This window comes from Ramlibacter sp. (genome assembly GCF_028291745.1).
Taxonomy (GTDB): Bacteria; Pseudomonadota; Gammaproteobacteria; order Burkholderiales; family Burkholderiaceae_C; genus Ramlibacter.
Genome location: NZ_JAQGNQ010000123.1, coordinates 36,749 through 56,666 on the forward strand (window position 1 = coordinate 36,749; position 19,918 = coordinate 56,666).

Sequence of the window (19,918 nt, forward strand, 5' to 3'; positions counted from 1 at the left end):
GTGCTTCTTGTTTGCTCGCTGTATGCAGCTGGTGGAGAATGGTTTTCTCGAAGTCTGCGAAAACCCGGAATGACTCAACTCGACCGCCACGACGTCCTGCTGCTCGCGGAGCTGCAGCGCGATGCCCGCCAGACCGTGCAGCAGCTCGCGCAGGCCGTGGGCTTGTCCAGCACGCCCTGCTGGAAGCGCGTGAAGGAGATGGAGGGCAGCGGCATCATCCGCGGCTACACCGCGCTGGTGGACCGCGAGATGGTGGGCCTGACGCTGTGCGTGCTCGCCGAGGTCAATCTCACGCGCCACAACGAAGACGATGTCCGCCGCTTCGAACAGGCCGTCGCCGAAGCCCCGCAGATCGTCAGCTGCTACGCGACGACCGGGCAGGCCGACTACGTGCTGAAGGTGCTGGTCCCGGACATCAAAAGCTACGAGTCCTTCCTGCACGAAACCGCATTCAAGCTGCCCGGGGTGACGCACGTGCGGTCGAGCGTGGTGCTGAAGGAGGTGAAGGCGGAGACGCGGCTGCCGCTGGAGGTGGGGGAGGGTGAGGGGCGGAAGGGGAAGAAAAAATGAATTCGAGATCCGGGATGCGCATACCCAGGCCCGCCCTCTTGTCGCTCTCTGCCGCCCTCACCGCAGCGGCGTACTACCTGATCCTGTTCACGAACCTGGGGAATGCGTACTACGGCGGCAGTTACCGGGGCCAGGTTCTCACCGACGTTCTGGCCGTTCTCGCGACCTTCGCTTGCCTGGAAGTCGTCCGTTCTGAGAAAGTGCTTGCTGTCCGGGCGCTAGCCGGCGCGCTTGCGGTGCCGCTGATCCTCGTCATGTTGCTGCTGTTCTGGTACGGCATTCAAAGGTATCTTGCGGGCTGACTCGATGGGCAAAGCGCGCGAGTGCATCGCTTGCGGGGCGGGCATTTGCGCTTCGGCGCCTCCCTTGCTGCAATCTCGTGGGCAATCGACGCGCACTTCTCTCCGACTCCAGACACCATTCAATGCTCGCGCTCAGCACCGGCTCTCTCGCCCTGCTCTTGGGCGCATCGCTCAGCATGGCGGCGGCGATTGCCCACCTCGCGTGCATCGTCCTGGGGGCGCCCGCCTATCGAGTGCTGGGTGCGGGGGAACGCATGGCTCGCGCCGTCGAGGCGGGGCGCTTGCGGCCCACGCTGGTCACGCTGGCAATTGCCGGCGTTCTCGTTGCCTGGGCAGTGTTCGCGCTCTCGGGATCCGGTGTCGTGCAGCGGTTGCCACTGACTCGCCTTGCCTTGGTTGCGATCACCCTTGCCTACCTCGGCCGCGCGGTCGCCTTTCCGCTGCTGAAGCCCAGGTTGCCTGAAAACTCGAACACCTTCTGGTGGATTTCGTCCGGCCTGTGCGGAGTCATCGGCCTGTTGCATGCATATGGCACGCTCTCGCTTTGGAGCACGCTTTAAGTGATGCACGCCGAAAGCCGCAAGCCAGTTCCGCGCCCGCTGATCGGCTTGCTGGCGCTGTACGCCGTGGCGAGCCTGTGGCACTTCTCGCACAACGCCGAGTACATCGCTCTGTACCCGCACATGCCAGCGTGGCTCACGCGCGAGAAAGTCTACGTTGCGTGGCTCGCCGTTTCGGCGGTGGGGCTGGCAGGCGCTGGCATGTGGGTCCTGGGTTGGGGCAGGGCAGCGGGCGTGGCGCTCGCGTTCTACGGACTGCTCGGTCTCGGCGGGTTGGCCCATTACACGTTGGCGCTTTGCTCCGAGCACACGCTCACGATGAACTTCACGATCGGGTTCGAGGCCTTGGCGGGGCTGGCGCTTGCCGCGAGCGTGGCCTGGCATTTCGCGCGGCGGCTGACGGGCAACAACGAGGCACAAGCTCATGAGTGAAGCCGAGCGCGTCAAATACCTGAAGCTCGCACTGCGCGCGTTTGCATTGCTGTTCATCCTGGGCGTCTATCCGCTCACCGTCCTCTGGCCGTCCGGTTGGTCGTGGCACTCCGGGCACTCCGAATACCTCCAGATGATCATCGCGATCTATGCCACCCTGGGCGTCTTCCTGTGGCTTGCCGCGCGCGATCCGCAGCAGCACGTGGCCCTGATTGCGTTCGCGATCTGGTCCAGCGTCGCGCACGGCACCACCATGGGCGTGCAATCGCTGCTCGACCCGCAGCACTTGGGCCACCTGTACGGCGATGTTCCTGCGCTGTTCATCGTGGCCATCCTCCTGGGTTGGCTGTCACCTCGGGCGCTCACGCTTCGGTTCGCCAGGAATGCGGTGCATTGACGCAAGTCCCATTCCTCCTGCTATTATCTACCGACCGGTCGGTCATTCGTCCGGTCCGCAGGAGTTCGCATGTACACCCAAGCCATGGACACCCAGTCCCGCGACCCGGATGCGCCCAGGCCGGTGCGGGCAGTCGATGAGGTGCAGCAGGAAGAGCGCTTCGAGGCGCGCATCGCCGCGGGCGAGTTCGTCGAGCCCAAGGACTGGATGCCGGATCACTATCGCAAGACGCTGGTGCGGCAGATCAGCCAGCACGCGCATTCCGAGATCGTCGGCATGCTGCCCGAGGGCAACTGGATCACGCGCGCACCGACCCTCAAGCGCAAGGCCATCCTGCTGGCCAAGGTGCAGGACGAGGGCGGCCACGGCCTGTATCTCTATTCGGCCGCGGAGACGCTGGGCACCTCGCGCGACCAGATGCTCGAGGCGCTGCACACCGGTCGTGCGAAGTACAGCTCGATCTTCAACTACCCCACGCTGACCTGGGCCGATGTCGGCGTCGTCGGCTGGCTGGTCGATGGCGCGGCGATCATGAACCAGGTGCCGATCTGCCGCTGCTCCTACGGGCCGTATGCGCGCGCGATGATCCGTATCTGCCGCGAGGAGAGCTTCCACCAGCGGCAAGGCTACGAGAGCCTGCTGACCATGATGGGCAAGGGCACCGATGCGCAGCGTGCGGTGGTGCAGGACGCGGTGAATCGCTGGTGGTGGCCTTCGATCATGATGTTCGGCCCACCGGACGACCAGTCGCCCAACACCGCGCAGTCGATGCGCTGGGGCATCAAGCGCGTCTCCAACGACGAACTGCGCCAGCGCTTCGTCGACGCCGCCGTCGAACAGGCGAAGGTGCTGGGCGTGACGCTGCCCGATCCCGAACTGAAGTGGAACGAGGAGCGCCAGCACTGGGACTTCGGCGCGATCGACTGGACCGAATTCTGGAACGTGATCGCCGGCAACGGCCCCTGCAACCGCGACCGCCTGGCCGCCCGCGTGAAGGCGTGGGAAGAGGGTGAGTGGGTGCGGGAGGCGGCGCTGGCGTTTGCGCGCAAGGGTGTGGCGCAGGCCGTGGCCGCGTAACACCCAATATCCGGACGCAGAAGGCGCAAAAGTTTCGCAGAAGGCGCAGAAGCATCCCTATTGATTTCCTTTTGCGTCTTCTGCGGAACTTCTGCGATTTCTGCGTCCGGATATTTGGTTTTGAAGGGACACACATGAGCAATCCCAGCAACGAATGGCCCCTGTGGGAGGTCTTCGTCCGTAGCAAGAGCGGGCTCGATCACAAGCATTGCGGCAGCCTGCATGCGGCCGATGCCAAGATGGCGATCCAGCTGGCGCGCGACGTCTATACGCGGCGGCAGGAAGGCACCAGCGTGTGGGTGGTGCGCTCGGAGCACATCGTGGCCAGCGACCCTGGCGACAAGGGCATGTACTTCGATCCGATGGAAGACAAGGTGTACCGCCACCCCACCTTCTACCAGTTGCCCGAATCCGTCGACCACATGTGAGGCCCGGCATGCAGCCTTCCATCCAGGTCAGCACGAGCCCCGAAGTGCAGTACCTGCTGCGCATCGGCGACACCGCGCTGGTCCTCGCGCAGCGCCTCTCGGAATGGACCGGCCACGCCCCCGTGCTGGAAGAGGACATCGCCCTGGCCAACATGGCGCTGGACTTGATCGGGCAATGCCGCGCCATCCTCACGCACGCCGGCACACGCGAAGGCGCGGGGCGCGACGAGGACCAACTTGCCTTCCTGCGCGAAGAGCGCGACTACCGCAACGTGACGCTGGTCGAACTGCCGCGCGGTGACTTCGCCTTCACCACGCTGCGCAACACGATGATGGCCACCTTCTTCAAGCAGCTGTGGCAGTGGCTGGCGCAGTCCACGGACAGCGAGCTCGCAGCCATCGCCGGCAAGGCGGTCAAGGAAGCGCACTACCACCAGGAGCACGCGGCCGACTGGCTGGTGCGGCTGGCCGGCGGCACCGAGGTGTCGCGCACGCGGGTGGAGCGCGCGATGGCGGACCTGTGGCGCTATCACGCGGAGCTGTTCGCGGACGATGCGGTGGACCGGCACGCGCACGACAGCGGCCTGGGCCCGCGCTGGAGCGACCTGCGCGAGCCGTGGCTGGCGGAGATGGCGCAGATCCTCGACGAGGCGGGCCTGGCGCTGCCGGGGTCCGTCGCGTTCACGAGCACGGGCAAGCAGGGCGTGCACAGCGAGCACATGGGTTTTCTGCTCGCCGAAATGCAGCACCTGCAGCGCAGCTATCCGGGAGGCGTGTGGTGACGCGCAGCGAGCGCGCCTGGAGGGTGTTGGGCGAGGTGCTCGACCCCGAGGTGCCGGCGCTGTCGGTCTGCGACCTGGGCATCGTGCGCGAGGTGATCGATCATGGGCAGGAGCTCGAGGTGGTGCTCACGCCAACCTATTCCGGCTGCCCCGCGACGGAGGCCATCGAACGGAGCGTGCTGTCCGCCATCGAGACCGAGGGCCTGGGCCCCGCGCGTGCCACGCTGCGCAGCGCCCCTGCCTGGACCACCGACTGGATCTCCGAAGAGGGCAGGCGCAAGCTGCGCGACTACGGCATCGCCCCACCCGGGGCTACGCTTCCCGAGGGCGGCGTGCCGATCCGCATCGTCCGCCGCCATGCCGATCGCGTCGCCTGCCCGCATTGCGGCAGCACGCAAACCGAGCGCACCTCCGCTTTCGGCTCCACCGCGTGCAAGGCTTTGTACCGCTGCCTGGCGTGCCGCGAACCCTTCGAATATTTCAAGCCGCTATGAGCCCCGCACGGCCGCCCGAAGGGGCTCGCACCGCAGCGCTGCGCGCGGAGGTTTTCCCGTGAGTTTGATCTTCCATCCGCTGCGGGTGCGCTCGGTGCAGCCCGATACATCGGAAGCGGTGATCGTCACCTTCGAGGTGCCGCCAGACCTGCGGCCTGTGTTCGGCTTCACGCAGGGCCAGTACCTCACCCTGCGCCGCGAGATCGGCGGCCAGGATCTGCGGCGCTCGTATTCCATCTGCGCCGGGGTCGACGATGGCGAATTGCGCGTGGGCGTGCGCAAGGTGGCCGGCGGCCTGTTCTCCAACTGGATCAACGAGCAGCTCCAAGCCGGCGACACGCTCAGCGTCATGGCGCCGCAGGGACGCTTCTTCGTGCCGATCGAGCCGGCCGCGCGGCGCCACCACCTGGGCATCGCCGGCGGCAGCGGCATCACGCCCATCCTCTCGATCATGAAGACCGTGCTGGCGCGCGAGCCGGGCAGCCGTTTCACGCTGGTCTACGGCAACCGCCGGCTGCGCTCCACGATGTTCAAGGAGGAACTGGAGGACCTGAAGGACAAGTACCTGTCCCGGCTGGCGATCCACCATGTCTTCTCCGACGAGCAGAGCGACTCGGACATCAACATGGGTGTGATGAACCGGGAGAAGCTGCGGGAGTTCCTGGCGCTGCTGGTGCCGGCGCAAGGCATCGCCCATGCGTATGTGTGCGGCCCCTTCCAGATGAACGACGAGGCCGAGGCCGCGCTGCTGGCCGCCGGCGTGCCCGAGGAGCGTATCCACATCGAGCGCTTCGGCATCGCGCAGCCGGCCAGCGGTCAGGTCGGCGCCGTCGTCCACGAGGCGCAGCCGGGGGATGCGGCGCAGGCACGCATCACGATCGTGCGCGACGGGCTGGCGCGCGAGATTGCCTTCAGCCGCGAGCAGGCCAGCATCCTCGATGCGGCCGCCGATGCCGGACTGGAAGTGCCCTTCTCCTGCACCTCGGGCGTCTGCGGCACCTGCAGGGCCAAGCTGGTCGAAGGGCAGGTGCGGATGGAGCGCAACTTCGCCCTGGACAAGAAGGAGGTGGCAGCCGGTTACGTGCTGACCTGCCAGGCGCATCCGCTCACCGAGCGCGTAGTCCTTTCCTTCGACGAACGCTGATGGGACGCGGACGCCATTCCGGCTACGACGACCAGCGCGAGCTGATCCTGCAGCACGCGGCGGCGCTGTTCGCGCGCGGCGGCTATCCGGGGACCTCGATGAACCAGGTGGCCGAGGCCTGCGGCCTGTCGAAGGCGACGCTCTATCACTACTACCGCGACAAGTACGCGCTGCTCGTGAATATCGCCGAGGGCCACGTCACCCGCCTGCAGGGGATCGTCGGCGCCGCGCTCGCGGAAGAGGCGGCGCCGCAGGGGCAACTCCGCGCGCTGATCCGCCGGCTGGTCCAGGAATACGCCAACGCGCAGAACGAGCACCGCGTGCTGACCGAAGACGTCAAGTTCCTGGAGCCGGCGGACCGCAAGCGCATCCTCGCCAAGGAACGGCAAGTGGTGGCCGCCTTCACGGGCGTGGTCGTCGCCCTGCGTCCGGACCTGAAGGACGCCGCGCTGGGCAAGCCGCTCACGATGCTTCTCTTCGGCATGGTGAACTGGATGTTCACCTGGATGAAGCCGCACGGTGCGCTGGCCTACGAGGACATGGCACCCGTGGTGGCCGACCTGTTCCTCGGTGGCCTGCCCGCCGTGCAGGCACCGCAGCTCACGACGCTTGCGTGATCAAGCAATGGTGTCCGTGCGAGGTAGCGCTTGCTCACGCGCCCGCGCTCGAACGCTGCGATGGCGACGAGTTCGGCGTCGACATGCAGCACGCGCAGGGCGTCGACCATGAAGGATGTTGCAACCATCGGTAGGCGGATTCCCACAGCTACGGTGGAGAAGCCTGTGGAAAAGGCCGTGGGCAAGCGTCGCAGGCCGCGCCAGTGCTTGCTTTCGACAGGGTGAGTATTCCGCAGGCACTTTGGTGCCGTCCGGTCACGGCACTCTTGACAAGCGAGCATCGCACGGGGCAGGCATGAGAGCTTGCTGCGATGCAGCGCGCCGTGCGCCTCTCTCCCCTGCAAGCCGCATGCAGTCGCCCAGGTGACAGCTGCGCTTGACGCGCGACCGGCGATGCGCAGCCGCGAGGTGCCGAGGCAGTGGATGAGGCCAAGCGCAGAACAGGGCGGCAGAGTTATCCGAATGATCGCGACCTACACCACGCCCCCGGGCCGCGAGCGAGAATTGCCCACGCACGAAAGGCCCGCGATGCCCGCTTCCGACCTGATGCCCGCCGCCTTCGTGGGGCACGGCAGTCCCATGAACGCGCTCGAGTCCAACCGCTTCACCACGGCCTGGCACGCGCTGGCACAAAGCCTGCCGCGGCCGCGCGCCATCCTGGCGATCTCGGCGCACTGGACGATCCAGGGCAGCGCCCTCACGGCCATGCAGCAGCCGCGCGTGATCCACGACTTCTACGGCTTTCCGCGGGCGCTGTTCGACTTCGACTACCCCGCTCCAGGCGCGCCCGACATCGCGCGCGAAATCGCGGAGGTGGTGCGGCCCGCCTACCTCGGCCTCGACGAGGACAGCTGGGGCCTGGACCACGGCACGTGGTCGGTGCTCGCGCACATGTATCCGCGCGCCGACGTCCCGGTGATCCAGCTCTCGCTGCACATTGCCGAGGACCTGCAGTACCACGTGGACCTGGGCGCACGGCTCGCGCCGCTGCGCGAGCGCGGCATCTTCATCCTGGGCAGCGGCAACGTGGTGCACAACCTGCGTCGCCTCGACCGGCACCGGACCGAGGAGGCCTTCGATTGGGCCCAGCGCTTCGACGATGAAGTGAAGGACATCATGACGCGCGATCCCGGGCGGCTGGCGGATGCCGGGCGCCACGCCGACTACCACGCCGCGGTGCCGACGCCCGAGCACTTCCTGCCGCTGGCGTATCTGGCGGGCCTGTGCCGCGCCGCTGGCGAGCCGGCACGGCCGTTCCTGGAGGGCGGGTCCATGGGCGCGCTCACGATGACCAGCTACGTGCTGGGCAAGGTACCGCAGGGGGACACCCGGGGCAGCAATGCCGGCGCGGCGGACCTGCCCGACCCGCAGCGCGTGCCCCCTGAACAGACCAACATGTAGCGAGACCCCGTGATGACTCCACTTGCCGCCCCGTTCGGCCAGGCGCTGCCCCGCGTCGACGGACCCGACAAGGTGACGGGCCGTGCCTTGTACGGCGCCGACCACCAGCCGGCCGGCGCGGCGCACGCCTGGCTCGTGTCCAGCCCGATCGCGCGGGGCCGCATCCGCGCGATCGACAGCGCTGCCATCGCCGCCCGGCCCGGTGTGCTGCTGGTGCTGACGCATGAAAACGCGAGCGGGCTCGTGCACGAAGCCAAGAGCGTTGCCGGGCGCGGGCACCTCACCTTCTCGCGGCCGCCGCTGGCGTCCGACGAAATCTTCTTCGCCGGCCAGATCGTCGCCGTGGTCGTTGCCGAAAGCGCGGAGATCGCGCGCGACGCGGCCGGGTCGCTGCGCGTGGAGTACGCGCCGCAGGCGGCCACGGCAGGCATGGACGATCCCGGTGCGTCGGTGGTCCCGGCGCAAGCGCTCGGTGAGACGCACTTGTCCCGCGGCGATGCCGAGGCCGCGTGGAAGGCCGCCGCCGTGCAACTGCACCTGCGCTACGACACGCCGGCGCAGCACCACAATCCGCTGGAGCTGTTCCAGGCGACGTGCGAGTGGCAGGGCGATCGCCTGGTCGTGTGGGAGTCGAGCCAGAACACCCGCGCCTACCAGCATGGCCTGGCCACGCAACTGGGCATCGCGCCCGAGCGCATCAGCGTGCACTGTCCCTTTGTCGGCGGCGCCTTCGGGTCGCGCGGGCCGCTCGCGCATTACACGGCGCTGATCGCGCTTGCCGCGCGCCAGTTGCAGCGGCCGGTCAAACTGGTCGTGACGCGCCAGCAGGGCTTCACCGTGCGCACGTTCCGCGCGGAGACGCGGCACGACGTGCGCATCGCCGCCAGCCGCGACGGCACGCTGCAGGCGCTGGCCCACGAGAGCTGGGAGCTGACCAGCCGCGTGGATCACTTCGCGCTGGCGGGCTCGGACTCGACGGCGCGCCTCTACGCCTGCCGCAACATCCGCACGCAGGTGCACAACGTGCTGGCCGACCGGCAGATGCCGGGCTTCATGCGCGCGCCGCCCGAGCTGCCTTATCTCTTCGCGCTGGAATCGGCGATGGACGAACTGGCGCAGGCGCTGGCGCTCGATCCGATCGAGCTGCGCCGGCGCAACGACACCCAGGTGGATGCCGTCGAAGGCAAGCCCTACACCAGCCGCTCGCTGATGCCCTGCTTCGATCTCGCGGCCCAGGCCTTCGGCTGGTCGCGGCGGCCGGCGCAACCGGGGCAGTGGCGCGAGGGCGACTGGCGCATCGGCTTCGGCTGCGCCAGCGCGTTGTACCCCGCGAAGATGGGCCCGGCTGAATGTCGCGTCACCTTGTTGGCCGCCGATCGCGCGCGCGTGGAGATCGGCAGCAACGATATCGGCAACGGCAGCTACACGATCCTCGCGCAGACCGCGGCGGCCGTCCTGGACTTGCCCGTCGACCACGTGGAAGTGGTGCTCGGTTCCAGTGAGCTGCCGGCCGCGCCCCTCACTGCCGGCTCGAACAGCGCCACGACCACCTGCAACGCGGTGGCCCACGCCTGCCAGGAAATGAAGCGGCGCCTGCAGGCCACTGCGGCTGCGTCGTATCCGCTGACCGTGGACATCGCGCATCGCGCGGAAGGCGTCGGCGGCGAGGACGGCGGTTTCGCGCTCTTGCGCAAGGGAGTGCCCGTGATCGGCGGCGGCGTGATGGAAAAGCACCTGGCCTACGCCTTCGGCGCGCAGTTCGCGGAGGTGCGCGTGCATGCCGTCACCGGCGAGATCCGCGTACCGCGGCTGGTCGGCGCCTTCGCCTGCGGCCGCATCGCCAACCCGCTCACCGCCCGCAGCCAGCTGATGGCGGGGCAGATCTGGGGCATGGCGTCCGCCTTGCTGGAAGCCTCGGAAGTCGATCACCGCGACGCGCACTACGTGAATGCCGACCTCGCCGAATACTTGGTCGCCACCTGCGGCGACGTGGCCGAGGTCACGACGCTGCTGGTGCCCGAAGAGGACCCGCACATCAACCCGCTGGGCATGAAGGGCGCGGGCGAGATCGGTGCCACCGGCGTCAATGCGGCCATCGCCAATGCGGTCTTCAATGCAACCGGTGTGCGGGTGCGCCGCCTGCCCATCCGGCTGGACGATCTGCTTCACGACCAGGGCCTGAACAGGCCCTGAGTGTGGCGCGGGAGCGAAGCGACGCGGGCACCACCGTGCCGACCTCTGGGCACGACCGGGCCTAAATGGATGGGGGGGCCCCCAAGGGGTCAGTCGATGGTCAGAATCTGATCACCTACCCAAGCCGGAGTTGCGAGCGTGCGGGTGTTCCTTGTCGAAGATATCCTGACCGTAAGGTCCATCGTGCCCGACATGCTGTGCCGGCTGGGTGGCCTGCAGCTGGTCGCGCGCACCAAGGGGCACGCGCAATCGCGCGCCTGGTTCGAAGGGCATGGCGAGGGCTGGGACCTCGCCGTGATCGATCTCGTCCTGGATGGCTGGTGGTGCAGCGACCTGATCGCCTGCGCCCGGAGCAGCCATCCGGGCGGCCGGCTGGTCGTCTTCGGCAGCGTGGCCGCCCCGGCTGTCCCGCCGTGCCCGGCCGTCGTCCTTGCCGATGCCGCCTTCGCGCGAATGCGTGTGGGCGACTTCGCCACCTGGCTCGATGGGCAGGGCCGCGGCGCCGACACCGTCACGCGCATACGAACGGCGCCGAGCGCCGAGGCCGTCGAGCCCTCCTTGCCCCTGCGCGGCGTGGAAGAACGCCCCGGCCCGGAGTTGCGCAAGCGCTGACCCGCCGCGTGCGCACGGGCGGCGGCACGGCGACAATACGGTCTCTGCAGCAGAGAAGTACCGCATGAGCAGCCCGGAAATCGCCCCGATCCAGACCAAGCCCGCAGCCGGCCACGAGCCGACCATCGTCACCTTTGCGGTGAGTGACCCCGAGGTCCTGCTCGCCATGGCCGAATACCCCGACGGCCCGGCGCGCACCAACTTCCTGGTCACGGCGCTGAAGGTGGGCGTCCTCAGCCTGAAGGCGGCCCGTGGCACCCTGGACAGCGACACGGTACGGCGCGAGGGTGACCGCCTGATGGAGCAGCTGGGCGAACGCCTGAACACCTGGCGCGGCAAGTTCGAGGAGCGCGTGACCGGCTCGCTCTCGCACTACTTCGATCCCTCCCAGGGCATCTTCGTCGAGCGCGTGAACCGCCTCACGCGTGCCGACGGCGACCTGGCCGTGGTCGTGAAGCAGCAGGTGAAGGAGGCGGAGCAGACGCTGGCCAAGCTGTTCGACCAGTTCATCGGCGAGAACAGCCAGTTGCTCAAGGCGCTGGACCCGAGCGGCGACAACGCCCTGATCGCCAACCTGCAGAAGACCCTGGACGGCGCCGTGCAGCAGCAGAACGGGGCCATCCTGCATCAGTTCTCCCTGGACAACAAGGAAGGCGCGCTGGTGCGCTTCCTGTCGGAACTGGGTGCCAAGCACGGCGACCTGAACGAGGCGCTGTCGCGCAACCTCGGCGCCGTGGTGGCCGAGTTCTCGCTCGACAAACCCGATTCGGCCCTGAGCCGCCTGGTCGGCCGCGTCGAGGCCGCGCAGCGCAGCCTGACCAGCGAGCTGAGCCTGGACAACGAGAACTCCGCGCTCAAGCGCATGTACCTGATGCTGCAGGAGCACCAGCGCATCACGGTTGAACACAACACGCGCCTGTCCGAGACCCTCAACGCCGCGGTGCAGGCGCTGCAGGCGCGCCGCGAGGAAGCGGCCCGCGGCACTCAGCATGGCCTGGAGTTCGAAGAGGGCCTGGCCCGTTGCCTGCGCGAGCTGGTGGCGGCCGGCGGCGACATCGTGGAGGAGACCGGCGCCAGCACCGGCACCATTCCCAACTGCAAGGTCGGCGACCACCTCATCACGATCGGCCCGGAGAAGCTGGCCGCCGGCGCCCGGATCGTGATCGAAGCCAAGCAGCACGCCGGCTACGACCTGGCCCGTTCCTTGAAGGAAGCCGACGAGGCGCGGCGCAATCGCAATGCCGCGGTCTGCCTGTTCGTTCATTCGACGCGCACGGCGCAACCCAGCATCCCCGTGTTCCAGCGCTTCGGCAACGACCTGGTGCTGCGCTGGGACGCCGAAGATCCCGCCAGCGACGTGTGGCTGCGCGCCGCGCTGATGGTGGCCAGTGCACTGTCGGTGCGGGCCGCCAGTCACGACAAGCAGGAAGCAGCCAGCTTCGCGCGGGTCGACGGCGCCATCGAGCGCATGCGCAAGCACATCGAGGGATTCGAGGAGATCAACACCTCGGCCAACACCGCGCAGCGCGCCGTGGAGAAGATCCTCAAGCGCGCCCGCCTCATGGAAGAAGGCATGGCCGACCAACTGGCGGTGATGGCAGAAGAGGCGGTCAAGCTGAAGGGGCGCGCGGACTCGTCCCCGGACTGAATGCGTCGCGCAAGTCCGACCGCTCGGTCGCTCTGCGCCCGGCGCAGGCGCTAACCCGCCGACGGCGCTGAGGGCCGCGGCGCCCTGCGCTTGGTATTGCGATGCAGGAAGTGCCGCGCCACCGCCATCGCGATCACCCCCGCGACTGCCGACGCACCCGCCATTGCGCTCTCGCTACGCGGCACCGGTTCCGGCGGTCGCGTCTGCCGCATCTTCTGGCGGTTTTCGCGCAGGCGCTGGGCGCCCGCGAGCGGCGGCTCCGCGTCGCCGTGCTGGTCCTTCTTCTTCTCGGCGTTGGTCGCAGCTTCGTCCGCCTGCGCCTTCGTCGCGGCCACCGGCGGCACCGGCTGCTTTGCCTTGGGCAGCTTCTCGGCAGGGATGCCCTGGGCGGCCGTGGCTTCGGTCATCGCGAGCGCATGGTGCGCCGCCTTCGAGCCGTGTTCCTGCGCATAGACCTTGGTGAACTCGGCCCCCAGCAGGAAGATCTGCGCGGCGTAGTAGACCCAGGCGATCAGCACCACCAGCGAGCCCGCGGCGGCGAAGGACTGCGTCATGTTGCTCTTGCCCAGATACAGGCCGATCAGGAACTTGCCGATCTCGAACAGGACCGCGGTCGTGAAAGCGCCGACCCACACGTCGCGCCAGTTGATGTGCGTGTTGGGCAGCAGCTTGTAGATCATCGCGAACAGCACCGTCGCGATGCCGAGCGAGATGACGATGTTCACGACCTGTACCAGCACGGCGGCGCCCGGCATCAGGCCGCCCGCGAGATCGCCGAAGGCGGCGGCCGCGGCGCTCACGAGCAGCGAGACCATCAGCAGGAACACCAGCCCCAGGATCAGGCCAAAGGACAGCAGCCGCGCGCGCAGCATGGCGATGATGCCGCCGGGCTTTTCCGAAGGCGGGATGTGCCAGATGCGGTCGAGCGAGCTTTGCAGTTCGGTGAACACGCTGGTGGCGCCCAGGATCAGCACGAACACGCTGACGACGCCGGCGACCAGGCCCTTGTGGATGTCGCTCGATGCGGCGACCAGGCTCTGCACCAGCGTCGCACCCTGCTGTCCGATCAAGCCGCTCAGCTGCGCGGCGATCTGCCCTTGCACGGCCTCGCGACCGAACACCGCCCCGGCGATGGCGATCACGATCACCAGCAGCGGCGCGAGCGAAAATACCGTGTAGTAGGAGATCGCCGCGCCCATGCTGGGGGCGTAGTCGTCGGACCAGGCCTTGGCCGACCGCACGAACAGCTGCATCAGGTGTCTGGGATTCATCATGGCGGGACGGCTCCTGCTTGCGTCCTGCCCGTTGTAGCGGTGCGAGTGACGCGGTCGTGTCATCCAGGACTTGCAGGCCGCGTCGGCCGACTCGCCAAGGATGATCACCGAAGGTTTACGAAAACGATTGTCGCAGCGGTGATGGCTTCGTCGCGTGGACGCTGCGCAGCGTGGAAACCCAGTCCGGTCAGATGGGAACTTTCTTCTGACGGGAACCGACTCTGCTAGGGCGATGCCGACAGGGCTTGCAGCCATATTCCTACTGCCGCGCAGCGACCCACGCTTAATCTTGCTTCATGTCATCAGTAGTTCGACACCAGCCTCTGCGCGTGCGCGTCGGGGCTCCTTCCGTTGCCCGCACCGGCCACACCGACGTCCAAGGCGAGACGCCCACGGGGCTTCTCGCCAGCCGCGCCTTCTGGCTGGGAGGCCTGGCGTCCGTCGGGCTCTGGAGTCTCGTGGTGCTCGCGCTGGTCCGGGCGTTCTGAGCCTTTGCGGGGTGCGCCCCGCGACCCCTGTCAGGGCTTCACCAGCCCCTTGCGGACGGCGTACAGCGTGAGGCTGGCAATGTCGTTCAGCCCGAGGCGCTCCATGATGCGGGCGCGGTGCGCGTCCACCGTCTTGGAGCTCAGTCCCAGTTCGAAGCCGATCTCCTTGGCGGAACGGCCACGGGCCATCATGGTCAGCACCTCGACCTGGCGTTCCGTCAATTCCTGGCCCGCCTCGGGTTCGGTCGGTTTCAACAACTGCTGCGTAATGGCGGCGCTGAAGTAGGAACCGGTCAGCACGACCGAGCGCAGCGCCTGCTCGAGTTCGTGCGCCGACGAGCCCTTGAGCACATAGCCGTCGGCGCCGCTGGCGACCGCGCGCTTGATGAAATCGGCGGTGTCGTACATCGAAAGCACCAGCACGGGCAGCTGCGGATACTGCGCCTTGATGCGCGCGAGTGCAGTGAGGCCGTCCAGACGGGGCATGGAGATGTCGGTCACCACCACGTCCGGCAGATGTCCGGTGAGCAGCGCGAGCAGCTCGTGGCCATCGCGCGCCTCGCCGACCACCCGCACTCCCGGGATGGCGAGCAGCAGCGCCTTGATGCCCGTGCGCACCAGGTCGTGATCGTCCGCCAACACGACTTCAATGCTGTCAGGACCGGTGGAGATCATCGCGATACGGGAGTGTCTGCATGGATCATATGACGCAGGTGCTTGCATTTGGCGCCACTGCGCGCGTCAGCAGCGGCAGTCCTACAACTGGCACCCAGCGTACGTTCGTAGCATCGGGCGATGCCAGGCGCGCGCGCGAACCGTCCCCTGCCGAGTGGAGCCGTTGCGGCTGCGCTGCCGCACGAGTTTTCGCCGGAACTGGCGACGCGGGTCGACCAGCCGCTGGCGGGTGACTGGATCTACGAGATCAAGTTCGATGGTTATCGCATGCTCGCGCGCATCGACTGCCGTGACGTGCGCCTGGTGACACGGCGCGGCAACGACTGGACCGCGCGCTTTCCGGTCCTGCGCAAGGCGCTTGCCGCGGCGAAGCTGCCGGCCGGCTGGTACGACGGCGAGATCGTGCTGCTGGACGAGGGCGGCACACCGAGCTTCAACGGCCTGCAGAACGCGATCGAGAGCAACCGCAACGACCCCATCGTCTTCTATCTTTTCGACGTCCCCTGGTGCGACGGTCACGATCTGCGTCGCGTGCCGGTGGAACAGCGACGGGCGCTGCTGCAGGCCCTGTTCGAGGAAAGCGCGCAGCTTCGATTCAGCCAGGAGATCGCCGCCGAGGCGGGTGCGATCCTGCATTCGGCCCGCCAGCTGGGCCTGGAGGGCGTGATCGGCAAGCGGCGCGGCTCACCGTATGTGCAGCGCCGCTGCGACGACTGGATCAAGCTCAAATGCAGCTTGCGCCAGGAGTTCGTGATCGGTGGATTCACCTGGCCGGACAATTCGCGCCCGAACGGAATCGGCGCGCTGCTGGTCGGCACGCATGACGAGGCCGGCCTCCTGCAGTACGCCGGCAAGGTCGGCACGGGCTATACCGGTGAGGTCTCCGCGGCGTTGCGTCAGCGCCTGGAGGGCATGGCGCAGAAGAAGCGGCCGTTCGCCGGACCCACGGGCCACGACCGCCATGCGACCTGGGTGCGTCCCGACCTGGTGTGCGAAGTCGCGTACAACGAATGGCCGAAGGGGGCGAGCCTGCGGCACGCGTCCTTCAAGGGGCTGCGCGAGGACAAGGCAGCGACCGCCGTGGTGCCCGAGCCGCCGAAGCGGCCGGCGTGGGTTTCGCCGGCAGCCGCGCTCGCCCCGCGCGAGCTCGTGAGGATCACGCACGGCGATCGCGTGCTGGACCCGGCTACCGGCATCACGAAACGGGAGCTGGTCACCTGGTACGCGCAGGCGGCGGCGTGGGCACTGCCGCACCTGAAGGGGCGTCACATCTTCGTGCGGCGGGCGCCGGCCGGCGTCGCCAAGACCATGGTCTTCCAGGAACATCCCCAAGGCATGCGCGGCCTGCACGGCACCGACCCGGCGCTTTGGCCGGGCCATGAGCCGGCGATCTCCATCGCCACGCCCGAGGACCTGGTGGCTGCGGCACAGCTGGACATCATCGAACTGCACACCTGGAACAGCACCGCGGCCGCGATCGAGCTGCCGGACCGCATGATGCTCGATCTGGATCCCGGTGATGACGTGCCATGGCGGCAGGTGCAGGAGGCGGCGCTGTTGGTCCGCTCGCTGCTCGAGGACCTCGGGCTGCGCTGCTGGCTGAAGACCAGCGGCGGCAAGGGCCTGCACCTGGCCGTCCCGCTGAAGCCGGAGCGCGATCACCGCGAGGTGAAGGCGATCGCCCGCGCGATCGTGGAGCATCTCGCCCGCACCATCCCGCAACGCTTCGTCGCCAGGAGCGGCGCGGGCCACCGAGTCGGCCGCGTGTTCGTGGACTACCTGCGCAACGGGCCGGCGCAGACAACGGTCGCGGCGTTTTCGGCGCGCGCGCGAGCCGGAATGGGCGTGTCGGTGACGATCGGGTGGGACGAGCTGGATGCGGTGGGGTCCGGCGACCAATGGAACGTCAGGACGGCTGCCGATTTCCTCGCCGGCCGCATGGATCCCTGGGCGGGGTATTGGCGGAGTCGACAGAGCCTGGAGAAGGCGGCGGACTTGTTGAAGGTCGGAAAGGAGTAGGGCGCTTGCGCTAGCGCCCGAAAAAAACAGAAAGGGTCTGCTTCCACATGGGTGGCAAGGGACCCGAGTCTGGTGCCGGAGAGAGGAATCGAACCCCCGACCTTCTCATTACGAATGAGTTTCGGGTAGAGGTGAAGACGATCCAGGACAACTCACCGCAATGAAATCAATGAGTTAGCGACATTTTAGCGCATGGATTGGTCGGCGATAATGTCGGTTCCTGCGCTTGTTGTGCCAGGGCTGTGCCACAAAACCTTGGAAAGTCCCCCGGCGCCATGCCGATTGCATTTACGCAGACCGTCCATCCCATCGATTTCAGTGTTCTTTCGGGCAACCAGTTCGGGCGTTTTGTGTTTGCGACACTGCTGCGAATGCAACCTTGGCACGTGCTTGATTAATTTGGCCAATCCGGCGCCGACGGGGGGCGTGACATCGTTTGTGTCCGCGACGATGCCTACGGCCGAGAAGAGACTGTCGTTGTCGCGTGCGCCAACTGGAAGAAGTTCACCTTGAACAAGGGCAAGGCCGACGGAGCCTGCGTGAGATCTTCGGCAAGAAGCTTGGTGTTGATCTTCGAACGTCGAGATCTGAGGAGACGAGTCATGTCCAAAGACAAGTTTAAGCAGGCCCTCGATGCGGTCGCCAAGCTCGCGACGGTGTGGAATCCGGACGATTCCGGCCTTCTGCGGGCCAAAGCCATTAGCGCCTCGGTGGTAACATTTCCAGATTCTTTGAGCTGTGCCAGCTGATTAAGCGCTTGGCTGAGGGTCAACATTGCTCAGATCTCCTTCCCAGTCACCGCGTCGATTAGGATCAAGAGACCGCGCTTATAGTCCGACGCTACGCCGTAATCCTTGTATTCACACAGCGCCTCTTTGATGCGCGCAGTCGTGGCCGCATCTGGATTACTAAGTCCTCGCCCAACCTGGAAGGCAATAGAACGGGTAATGGCAACTTCGTCCTGGGAGATTTCTCTTTGAGACAGCAGATAGGTAGTCCAATAGTAGTAGCCTTTTCGATCAATAAATGACCAGTAGTCTTCATTGTGAGAATCGATAGTATGCCCCCCGCCCTGACGGACAAGCACCATGTCATTCTCGCGATCGATAGTCCATACGTTCCGATCACTAGCGCCAATCTTCAGCCTCACGCGAGCTTCCCGGAAGAATTCAGATGGCTCCGATTCAACTGGCGGAACATATTCATTCACGAACGGCATGCAATCTCCTGCTTGTTTGTTTAACCAGATTCATCTCGAGTGCATCAACCCCATTGATGGATCCATTGCAATCCATATGTCGAAGATGTTCGGGACGCACCTATCGCCTGGAGCATCCATCATCTCTCCCTCAAACTCTCACTTCCCGCCCTCTGTATTGGCGAGAGCAGATACTCGATCACCCGCCGCTTCCCGGGTAAGCGAAGTGCATCGAACGACCACCCTTGAGGGCAAGTGCACCATCGAAGAGGCAATAGAGGCCCTGCGTGCCGTCGCGTTCGACGACTTTGGCGACGTTAATGCTCGCGGGTTGGCGGCGCTGCGGCGTCGCGGCCTCGGTGCCCGGGAGGGTGGCAGCCCCTATGACTGCGAGGAACAGGGCGTCGTCGTCCATGCGCATGACCTGCAGTTGTTCATGAAATCGGTTGACGGTTGCGGGGCAGATTTTTGGCGCAGTTGTGGCGCATTTTCGCCTAGGTGAGTGGCCCTTTTTTGGTGACTCGCAGAGCCGTACCTTACGCTCGCGCGACCGTGCGCCCAAGAGCACGCTATACTTCGAGGCTGGCCGGAATAGCTCAGTTGGTAGAGCAGCGCATTCGTAATGCGAAGGTCGGGGGTTCGACTCCTCTTTCCGGCACCACTTGCTTCTTTGACTGGCCGCGTGAGCGGCCAGTCAAACTTGTCTGTTCACTAGGCTGTGGGGACGTGTGGTTCGCGAAGTCTACGGTCCTTGATCTTCGTTGCCTGCCGTTGCGGCTTTCCGGCCGGGCGTAGGGACTTGCAGCGGCGGCTGGAGTCGCCGGTGCCACAGCAGTCCAGTGAGTGCCGTAGCAGGTCTGGCCTGACGTGAGATCTCCGTCCACGGCGCTCTAGCCCTCGGCAACGGTAGCCACTGGTGCAAGTGCTTGCAATGCCGCTTGTAGCGGTGCCCTTGGTGGTCCGCAATCCGCTTGCCGGGCAGTCACGCTCTCAGAACGCCTTTTTAATGCTCAGGTTTGCCACGGTCCGGGCCTGCCTGGCGCAGGCCCTCCGCCGGCAAGGTCGCCGCGTCAACTGACCGGCCGAGATTATTGCCGCTAATAAAGTGAGCCTTTTCATCGATTCTGATTTCAGTCGGTGGTCAAGACTTCCAAGTCATTCGGCGGGCGCGAATCCCGGCCTCTGCTACTTCCTTGATTGGCGAACGTAAGATTGCGACTGCTGGACGAGTCGCGCGGCACGGCCCTTAATTCCTCGCCGAAATTGACCCTGTCCCAGGATTCAGTACCGCTCAGAAGTAGAAACTTCCGGCTCTTCGGGGATCACCGTTGCCGGCTTAGGCCGGCAACGGCGGGCGAATTCGGCGGGTGCGATCCAGTCTAGCGCGGAGTGGGGGCGGCGCTCGTTGTAGTCGCTGCGCTAGGCGATCTCGGTATCGATACCCGGCTGCAAGGGCATAAATTGCCGGCAACCGATCCGAAAAACATATGCGATCGTGGGCGGCGCTGCGTTGGCGTGCAGATCGAGATGACCATGGCGCTGAGGCTGAACGGGCCGCGGGAGGCAATCTCTGCGGCCATCCGGTCGGTGCTGCTGGAGTTGCCGGC

General features: G+C 66.5%; 23 protein-coding genes and 1 tRNA gene. 20 read left to right on the forward strand and 4 right to left on the reverse strand.

From position 1 onward, the window contains the following. Nucleotides 1-69: 69 nt before the first annotated feature. From JWP60_RS22610 to JWP60_RS22680, 15 genes are all read left to right on the forward strand, one after another. A complete protein-coding gene (locus JWP60_RS22610) occupies nucleotides 70-570 on the forward strand; it encodes an Lrp/AsnC family transcriptional regulator (protein ID WP_299796409.1) in 501 nt (166 codons plus the stop codon). Continuing rightward, entirely contained in the window at nucleotides 567-872 is a 306-nt protein-coding gene (locus JWP60_RS22615) for a hypothetical protein (RefSeq protein ID WP_299796412.1), read from the forward strand. The genes JWP60_RS22610 and JWP60_RS22615 overlap by 4 nt, the downstream gene beginning before the upstream one ends. A 122-nt stretch (nucleotides 873-994) precedes the next feature. Further along, the gene (locus JWP60_RS22620; RefSeq protein ID WP_299796414.1) at nucleotides 995-1,432 is read left to right on the forward strand and encodes a hypothetical protein; all 438 of its coding nucleotides are present in this window, start codon (nucleotides 995-997) and stop codon (nucleotides 1,430-1,432) included. Nucleotides 1,433-1,435: 3 nt separating this feature from the next. Beyond that, nucleotides 1,436-1,864 (forward strand): hypothetical protein, encoded by a 429-nt coding sequence (locus JWP60_RS22625; RefSeq protein WP_299796416.1) that lies wholly within the window; start codon nucleotides 1,436-1,438, stop codon nucleotides 1,862-1,864. After that, nucleotides 1,857-2,261, forward strand: coding sequence for a DUF6632 domain-containing protein (locus JWP60_RS22630; protein ID WP_299796418.1), 405 nt, complete (start codon nucleotides 1,857-1,859; stop codon nucleotides 2,259-2,261). The genes JWP60_RS22625 and JWP60_RS22630 overlap by 8 nt, the downstream gene beginning before the upstream one ends. Before the next feature lie 69 nt (nucleotides 2,262-2,330). Further along, the gene (gene paaA / locus JWP60_RS22635; protein ID WP_299796420.1) at nucleotides 2,331-3,338 is read left to right on the forward strand and encodes a 1,2-phenylacetyl-CoA epoxidase subunit PaaA; all 1,008 of its coding nucleotides are present in this window, start codon (nucleotides 2,331-2,333) and stop codon (nucleotides 3,336-3,338) included. 134 nt (nucleotides 3,339-3,472) lie between these two features. Further along, nucleotides 3,473-3,766, forward strand: a complete 294-nt coding sequence (paaB, locus tag JWP60_RS22640) for a 1,2-phenylacetyl-CoA epoxidase subunit PaaB (RefSeq protein ID WP_299796423.1) — start codon at nucleotides 3,473-3,475, stop codon at nucleotides 3,764-3,766. 8 nt (nucleotides 3,767-3,774) lie between these two features. Next, nucleotides 3,775-4,548, forward strand: a complete 774-nt coding sequence (gene paaC, locus JWP60_RS22645; RefSeq protein WP_299796426.1) for a 1,2-phenylacetyl-CoA epoxidase subunit PaaC — start codon at nucleotides 3,775-3,777, stop codon at nucleotides 4,546-4,548. Next, nucleotides 4,542-5,042, forward strand: coding sequence for a 1,2-phenylacetyl-CoA epoxidase subunit PaaD (gene paaD, locus JWP60_RS22650; protein WP_299796429.1), 501 nt, complete (start codon nucleotides 4,542-4,544; stop codon nucleotides 5,040-5,042). The genes paaC and paaD overlap by 7 nt, the downstream gene beginning before the upstream one ends. Nucleotides 5,043-5,100: 58 nt before the next feature. Next, complete coding sequence (paaE, locus tag JWP60_RS22655) at nucleotides 5,101-6,186, forward strand: 1,2-phenylacetyl-CoA epoxidase subunit PaaE (protein ID WP_299796432.1); 1,086 nt, start codon at nucleotides 5,101-5,103, stop codon at nucleotides 6,184-6,186. Then, nucleotides 6,186-6,803, forward strand: a complete 618-nt coding sequence (locus tag JWP60_RS22660) for a TetR/AcrR family transcriptional regulator (RefSeq protein WP_299796435.1) — start codon at nucleotides 6,186-6,188, stop codon at nucleotides 6,801-6,803. Before paaE ends, JWP60_RS22660 begins: the two co-directional genes overlap by 1 nt. A gap of 462 nt (nucleotides 6,804-7,265) precedes the next feature. Continuing rightward, on the forward strand, nucleotides 7,266-8,204 hold the full coding sequence (ygiD, locus tag JWP60_RS22665) for a 4,5-DOPA dioxygenase extradiol (protein ID WP_299796438.1): 939 nt from the start codon (nucleotides 7,266-7,268) through the stop codon (nucleotides 8,202-8,204). 12 nt (nucleotides 8,205-8,216) lie between these two features. Further along, on the forward strand, nucleotides 8,217-10,397 hold the full coding sequence (locus tag JWP60_RS22670) for a xanthine dehydrogenase family protein molybdopterin-binding subunit (RefSeq protein WP_299796440.1): 2,181 nt from the start codon (nucleotides 8,217-8,219) through the stop codon (nucleotides 10,395-10,397). 138 nt (nucleotides 10,398-10,535) lie between these two features. Beyond that, complete coding sequence (locus JWP60_RS22675; protein ID WP_299796443.1) at nucleotides 10,536-11,009, forward strand: hypothetical protein; 474 nt, start codon at nucleotides 10,536-10,538, stop codon at nucleotides 11,007-11,009. 64 nt (nucleotides 11,010-11,073) lie between these two features. Continuing rightward, nucleotides 11,074-12,657: a hypothetical protein gene (locus JWP60_RS22680; RefSeq protein WP_299796446.1), complete on the forward strand. Its 1,584-nt coding sequence runs from the start codon at nucleotides 11,074-11,076 to the stop codon at nucleotides 12,655-12,657. Nucleotides 12,658-12,707: 50 nt separating this feature from the next. On the opposite strand, the gene JWP60_RS22685 is transcribed toward JWP60_RS22680, so the two are convergent. Beyond that, nucleotides 12,708-13,931, reverse strand: coding sequence for a YihY/virulence factor BrkB family protein (locus tag JWP60_RS22685; protein ID WP_299796449.1), 1,224 nt, complete (start codon nucleotides 13,929-13,931; stop codon nucleotides 12,708-12,710). A 296-nt stretch (nucleotides 13,932-14,227) separates the two neighbouring features. Between JWP60_RS22685 and JWP60_RS22690 the strand changes: the two genes are divergently transcribed. Then, on the forward strand, nucleotides 14,228-14,419 hold the full coding sequence (locus JWP60_RS22690) for a hypothetical protein (RefSeq protein ID WP_299796452.1): 192 nt from the start codon (nucleotides 14,228-14,230) through the stop codon (nucleotides 14,417-14,419). Between the two features lie 30 nt (nucleotides 14,420-14,449). Here the strand turns inward: JWP60_RS22690 and JWP60_RS22695 are convergent, their stop codons facing one another. Continuing rightward, nucleotides 14,450-15,061: a response regulator transcription factor gene (locus tag JWP60_RS22695; RefSeq protein WP_299796455.1), complete on the reverse strand. Its 612-nt coding sequence runs from the start codon at nucleotides 15,059-15,061 to the stop codon at nucleotides 14,450-14,452. Nucleotides 15,062-15,214: 153 nt separating this feature from the next. On the opposite strand from JWP60_RS22695, the gene ligD reads away from it, so the two are divergent. Next, nucleotides 15,215-17,113: a DNA ligase D gene (gene ligD, locus JWP60_RS22700; RefSeq protein WP_299796458.1), complete on the forward strand. Its 1,899-nt coding sequence runs from the start codon at nucleotides 15,215-15,217 to the stop codon at nucleotides 17,111-17,113. A gap of 602 nt (nucleotides 17,114-17,715) precedes the next feature. After that, nucleotides 17,716-17,862, forward strand: coding sequence for a hypothetical protein (locus tag JWP60_RS22705; RefSeq protein ID WP_299796461.1), 147 nt, complete (start codon nucleotides 17,716-17,718; stop codon nucleotides 17,860-17,862). Nucleotides 17,863-17,891: 29 nt separating this feature from the next. Here the strand turns inward: JWP60_RS22705 and JWP60_RS22710 are convergent, their stop codons facing one another. After that, on the reverse strand, nucleotides 17,892-18,332 hold the full coding sequence (locus JWP60_RS22710; protein ID WP_299796464.1) for a hypothetical protein: 441 nt from the start codon (nucleotides 18,330-18,332) through the stop codon (nucleotides 17,892-17,894). A 178-nt stretch (nucleotides 18,333-18,510) separates the two neighbouring features. After that, a complete protein-coding gene (locus tag JWP60_RS22715; RefSeq protein ID WP_299796467.1) occupies nucleotides 18,511-18,726 on the reverse strand; it encodes a hypothetical protein in 216 nt (71 codons plus the stop codon). 170 nt (nucleotides 18,727-18,896) lie between these two features. Here JWP60_RS22715 and JWP60_RS22720 point away from each other — a divergent pair. Both JWP60_RS22720 and JWP60_RS26810 read left to right on the forward strand, forming a co-directional pair. Then, nucleotides 18,897-18,972 (forward strand) — tRNA-Thr (locus JWP60_RS22720). A 728-nt stretch (nucleotides 18,973-19,700) separates the two neighbouring features. Beyond that, on the forward strand, nucleotides 19,701-19,918 hold a 218-nt coding region (locus tag JWP60_RS26810), incomplete at its 3' end, for a poly-gamma-glutamate hydrolase family protein (RefSeq protein ID WP_363320967.1).

Bases quoted from the DNA above. Each gene is read 5' to 3' on its own strand.
- ligD (WP_299796458.1), top strand. From the start codon at position 15,215: ATGCCAGGCGCGCGCGCGAACCGTCCCCTGCCGAGTGGAGCCGTTGCG.
- JWP60_RS22625 (WP_299796416.1), top strand. From the start codon at position 1,436: ATGCACGCCGAAAGCCGCAAGCCAGTTCCGCGCCCGCTGATCGGCTTG.
- JWP60_RS22670 (WP_299796440.1), top strand. From the start codon at position 8,217: ATGACTCCACTTGCCGCCCCGTTCGGCCAGGCGCTGCCCCGCGTCGAC.
- JWP60_RS22610 (WP_299796409.1), top strand. From the start codon at position 70: ATGACTCAACTCGACCGCCACGACGTCCTGCTGCTCGCGGAGCTGCAG.
- paaC (WP_299796426.1), top strand. From the start codon at position 3,775: ATGCAGCCTTCCATCCAGGTCAGCACGAGCCCCGAAGTGCAGTACCTG.
- JWP60_RS22685 (WP_299796449.1), bottom strand. From the start codon at position 13,931: ATGATGAATCCCAGACACCTGATGCAGCTGTTCGTGCGGTCGGCCAAG.
- paaA (WP_299796420.1), top strand. From the start codon at position 2,331: ATGTACACCCAAGCCATGGACACCCAGTCCCGCGACCCGGATGCGCCC.
- paaB (WP_299796423.1), top strand. From the start codon at position 3,473: ATGAGCAATCCCAGCAACGAATGGCCCCTGTGGGAGGTCTTCGTCCGT.
- JWP60_RS22715 (WP_299796467.1), bottom strand. From the start codon at position 18,726: ATGGACGACGACGCCCTGTTCCTCGCAGTCATAGGGGCTGCCACCCTC.
- JWP60_RS22690 (WP_299796452.1), top strand. From the start codon at position 14,228: ATGTCATCAGTAGTTCGACACCAGCCTCTGCGCGTGCGCGTCGGGGCT.
- JWP60_RS22630 (WP_299796418.1), top strand. From the start codon at position 1,857: ATGAGTGAAGCCGAGCGCGTCAAATACCTGAAGCTCGCACTGCGCGCG.
- JWP60_RS22705 (WP_299796461.1), top strand. From the start codon at position 17,716: ATGTCCAAAGACAAGTTTAAGCAGGCCCTCGATGCGGTCGCCAAGCTC.
- JWP60_RS22620 (WP_299796414.1), top strand. From the start codon at position 995: ATGCTCGCGCTCAGCACCGGCTCTCTCGCCCTGCTCTTGGGCGCATCG.
- JWP60_RS22660 (WP_299796435.1), top strand. From the start codon at position 6,186: ATGGGACGCGGACGCCATTCCGGCTACGACGACCAGCGCGAGCTGATC.
- JWP60_RS22615 (WP_299796412.1), top strand. From the start codon at position 567: ATGAATTCGAGATCCGGGATGCGCATACCCAGGCCCGCCCTCTTGTCG.
- JWP60_RS22710 (WP_299796464.1), bottom strand. From the start codon at position 18,332: ATGCCGTTCGTGAATGAATATGTTCCGCCAGTTGAATCGGAGCCATCT.
- JWP60_RS22680 (WP_299796446.1), top strand. From the start codon at position 11,074: ATGAGCAGCCCGGAAATCGCCCCGATCCAGACCAAGCCCGCAGCCGGC.
- ygiD (WP_299796438.1), top strand. From the start codon at position 7,266: ATGATCGCGACCTACACCACGCCCCCGGGCCGCGAGCGAGAATTGCCC.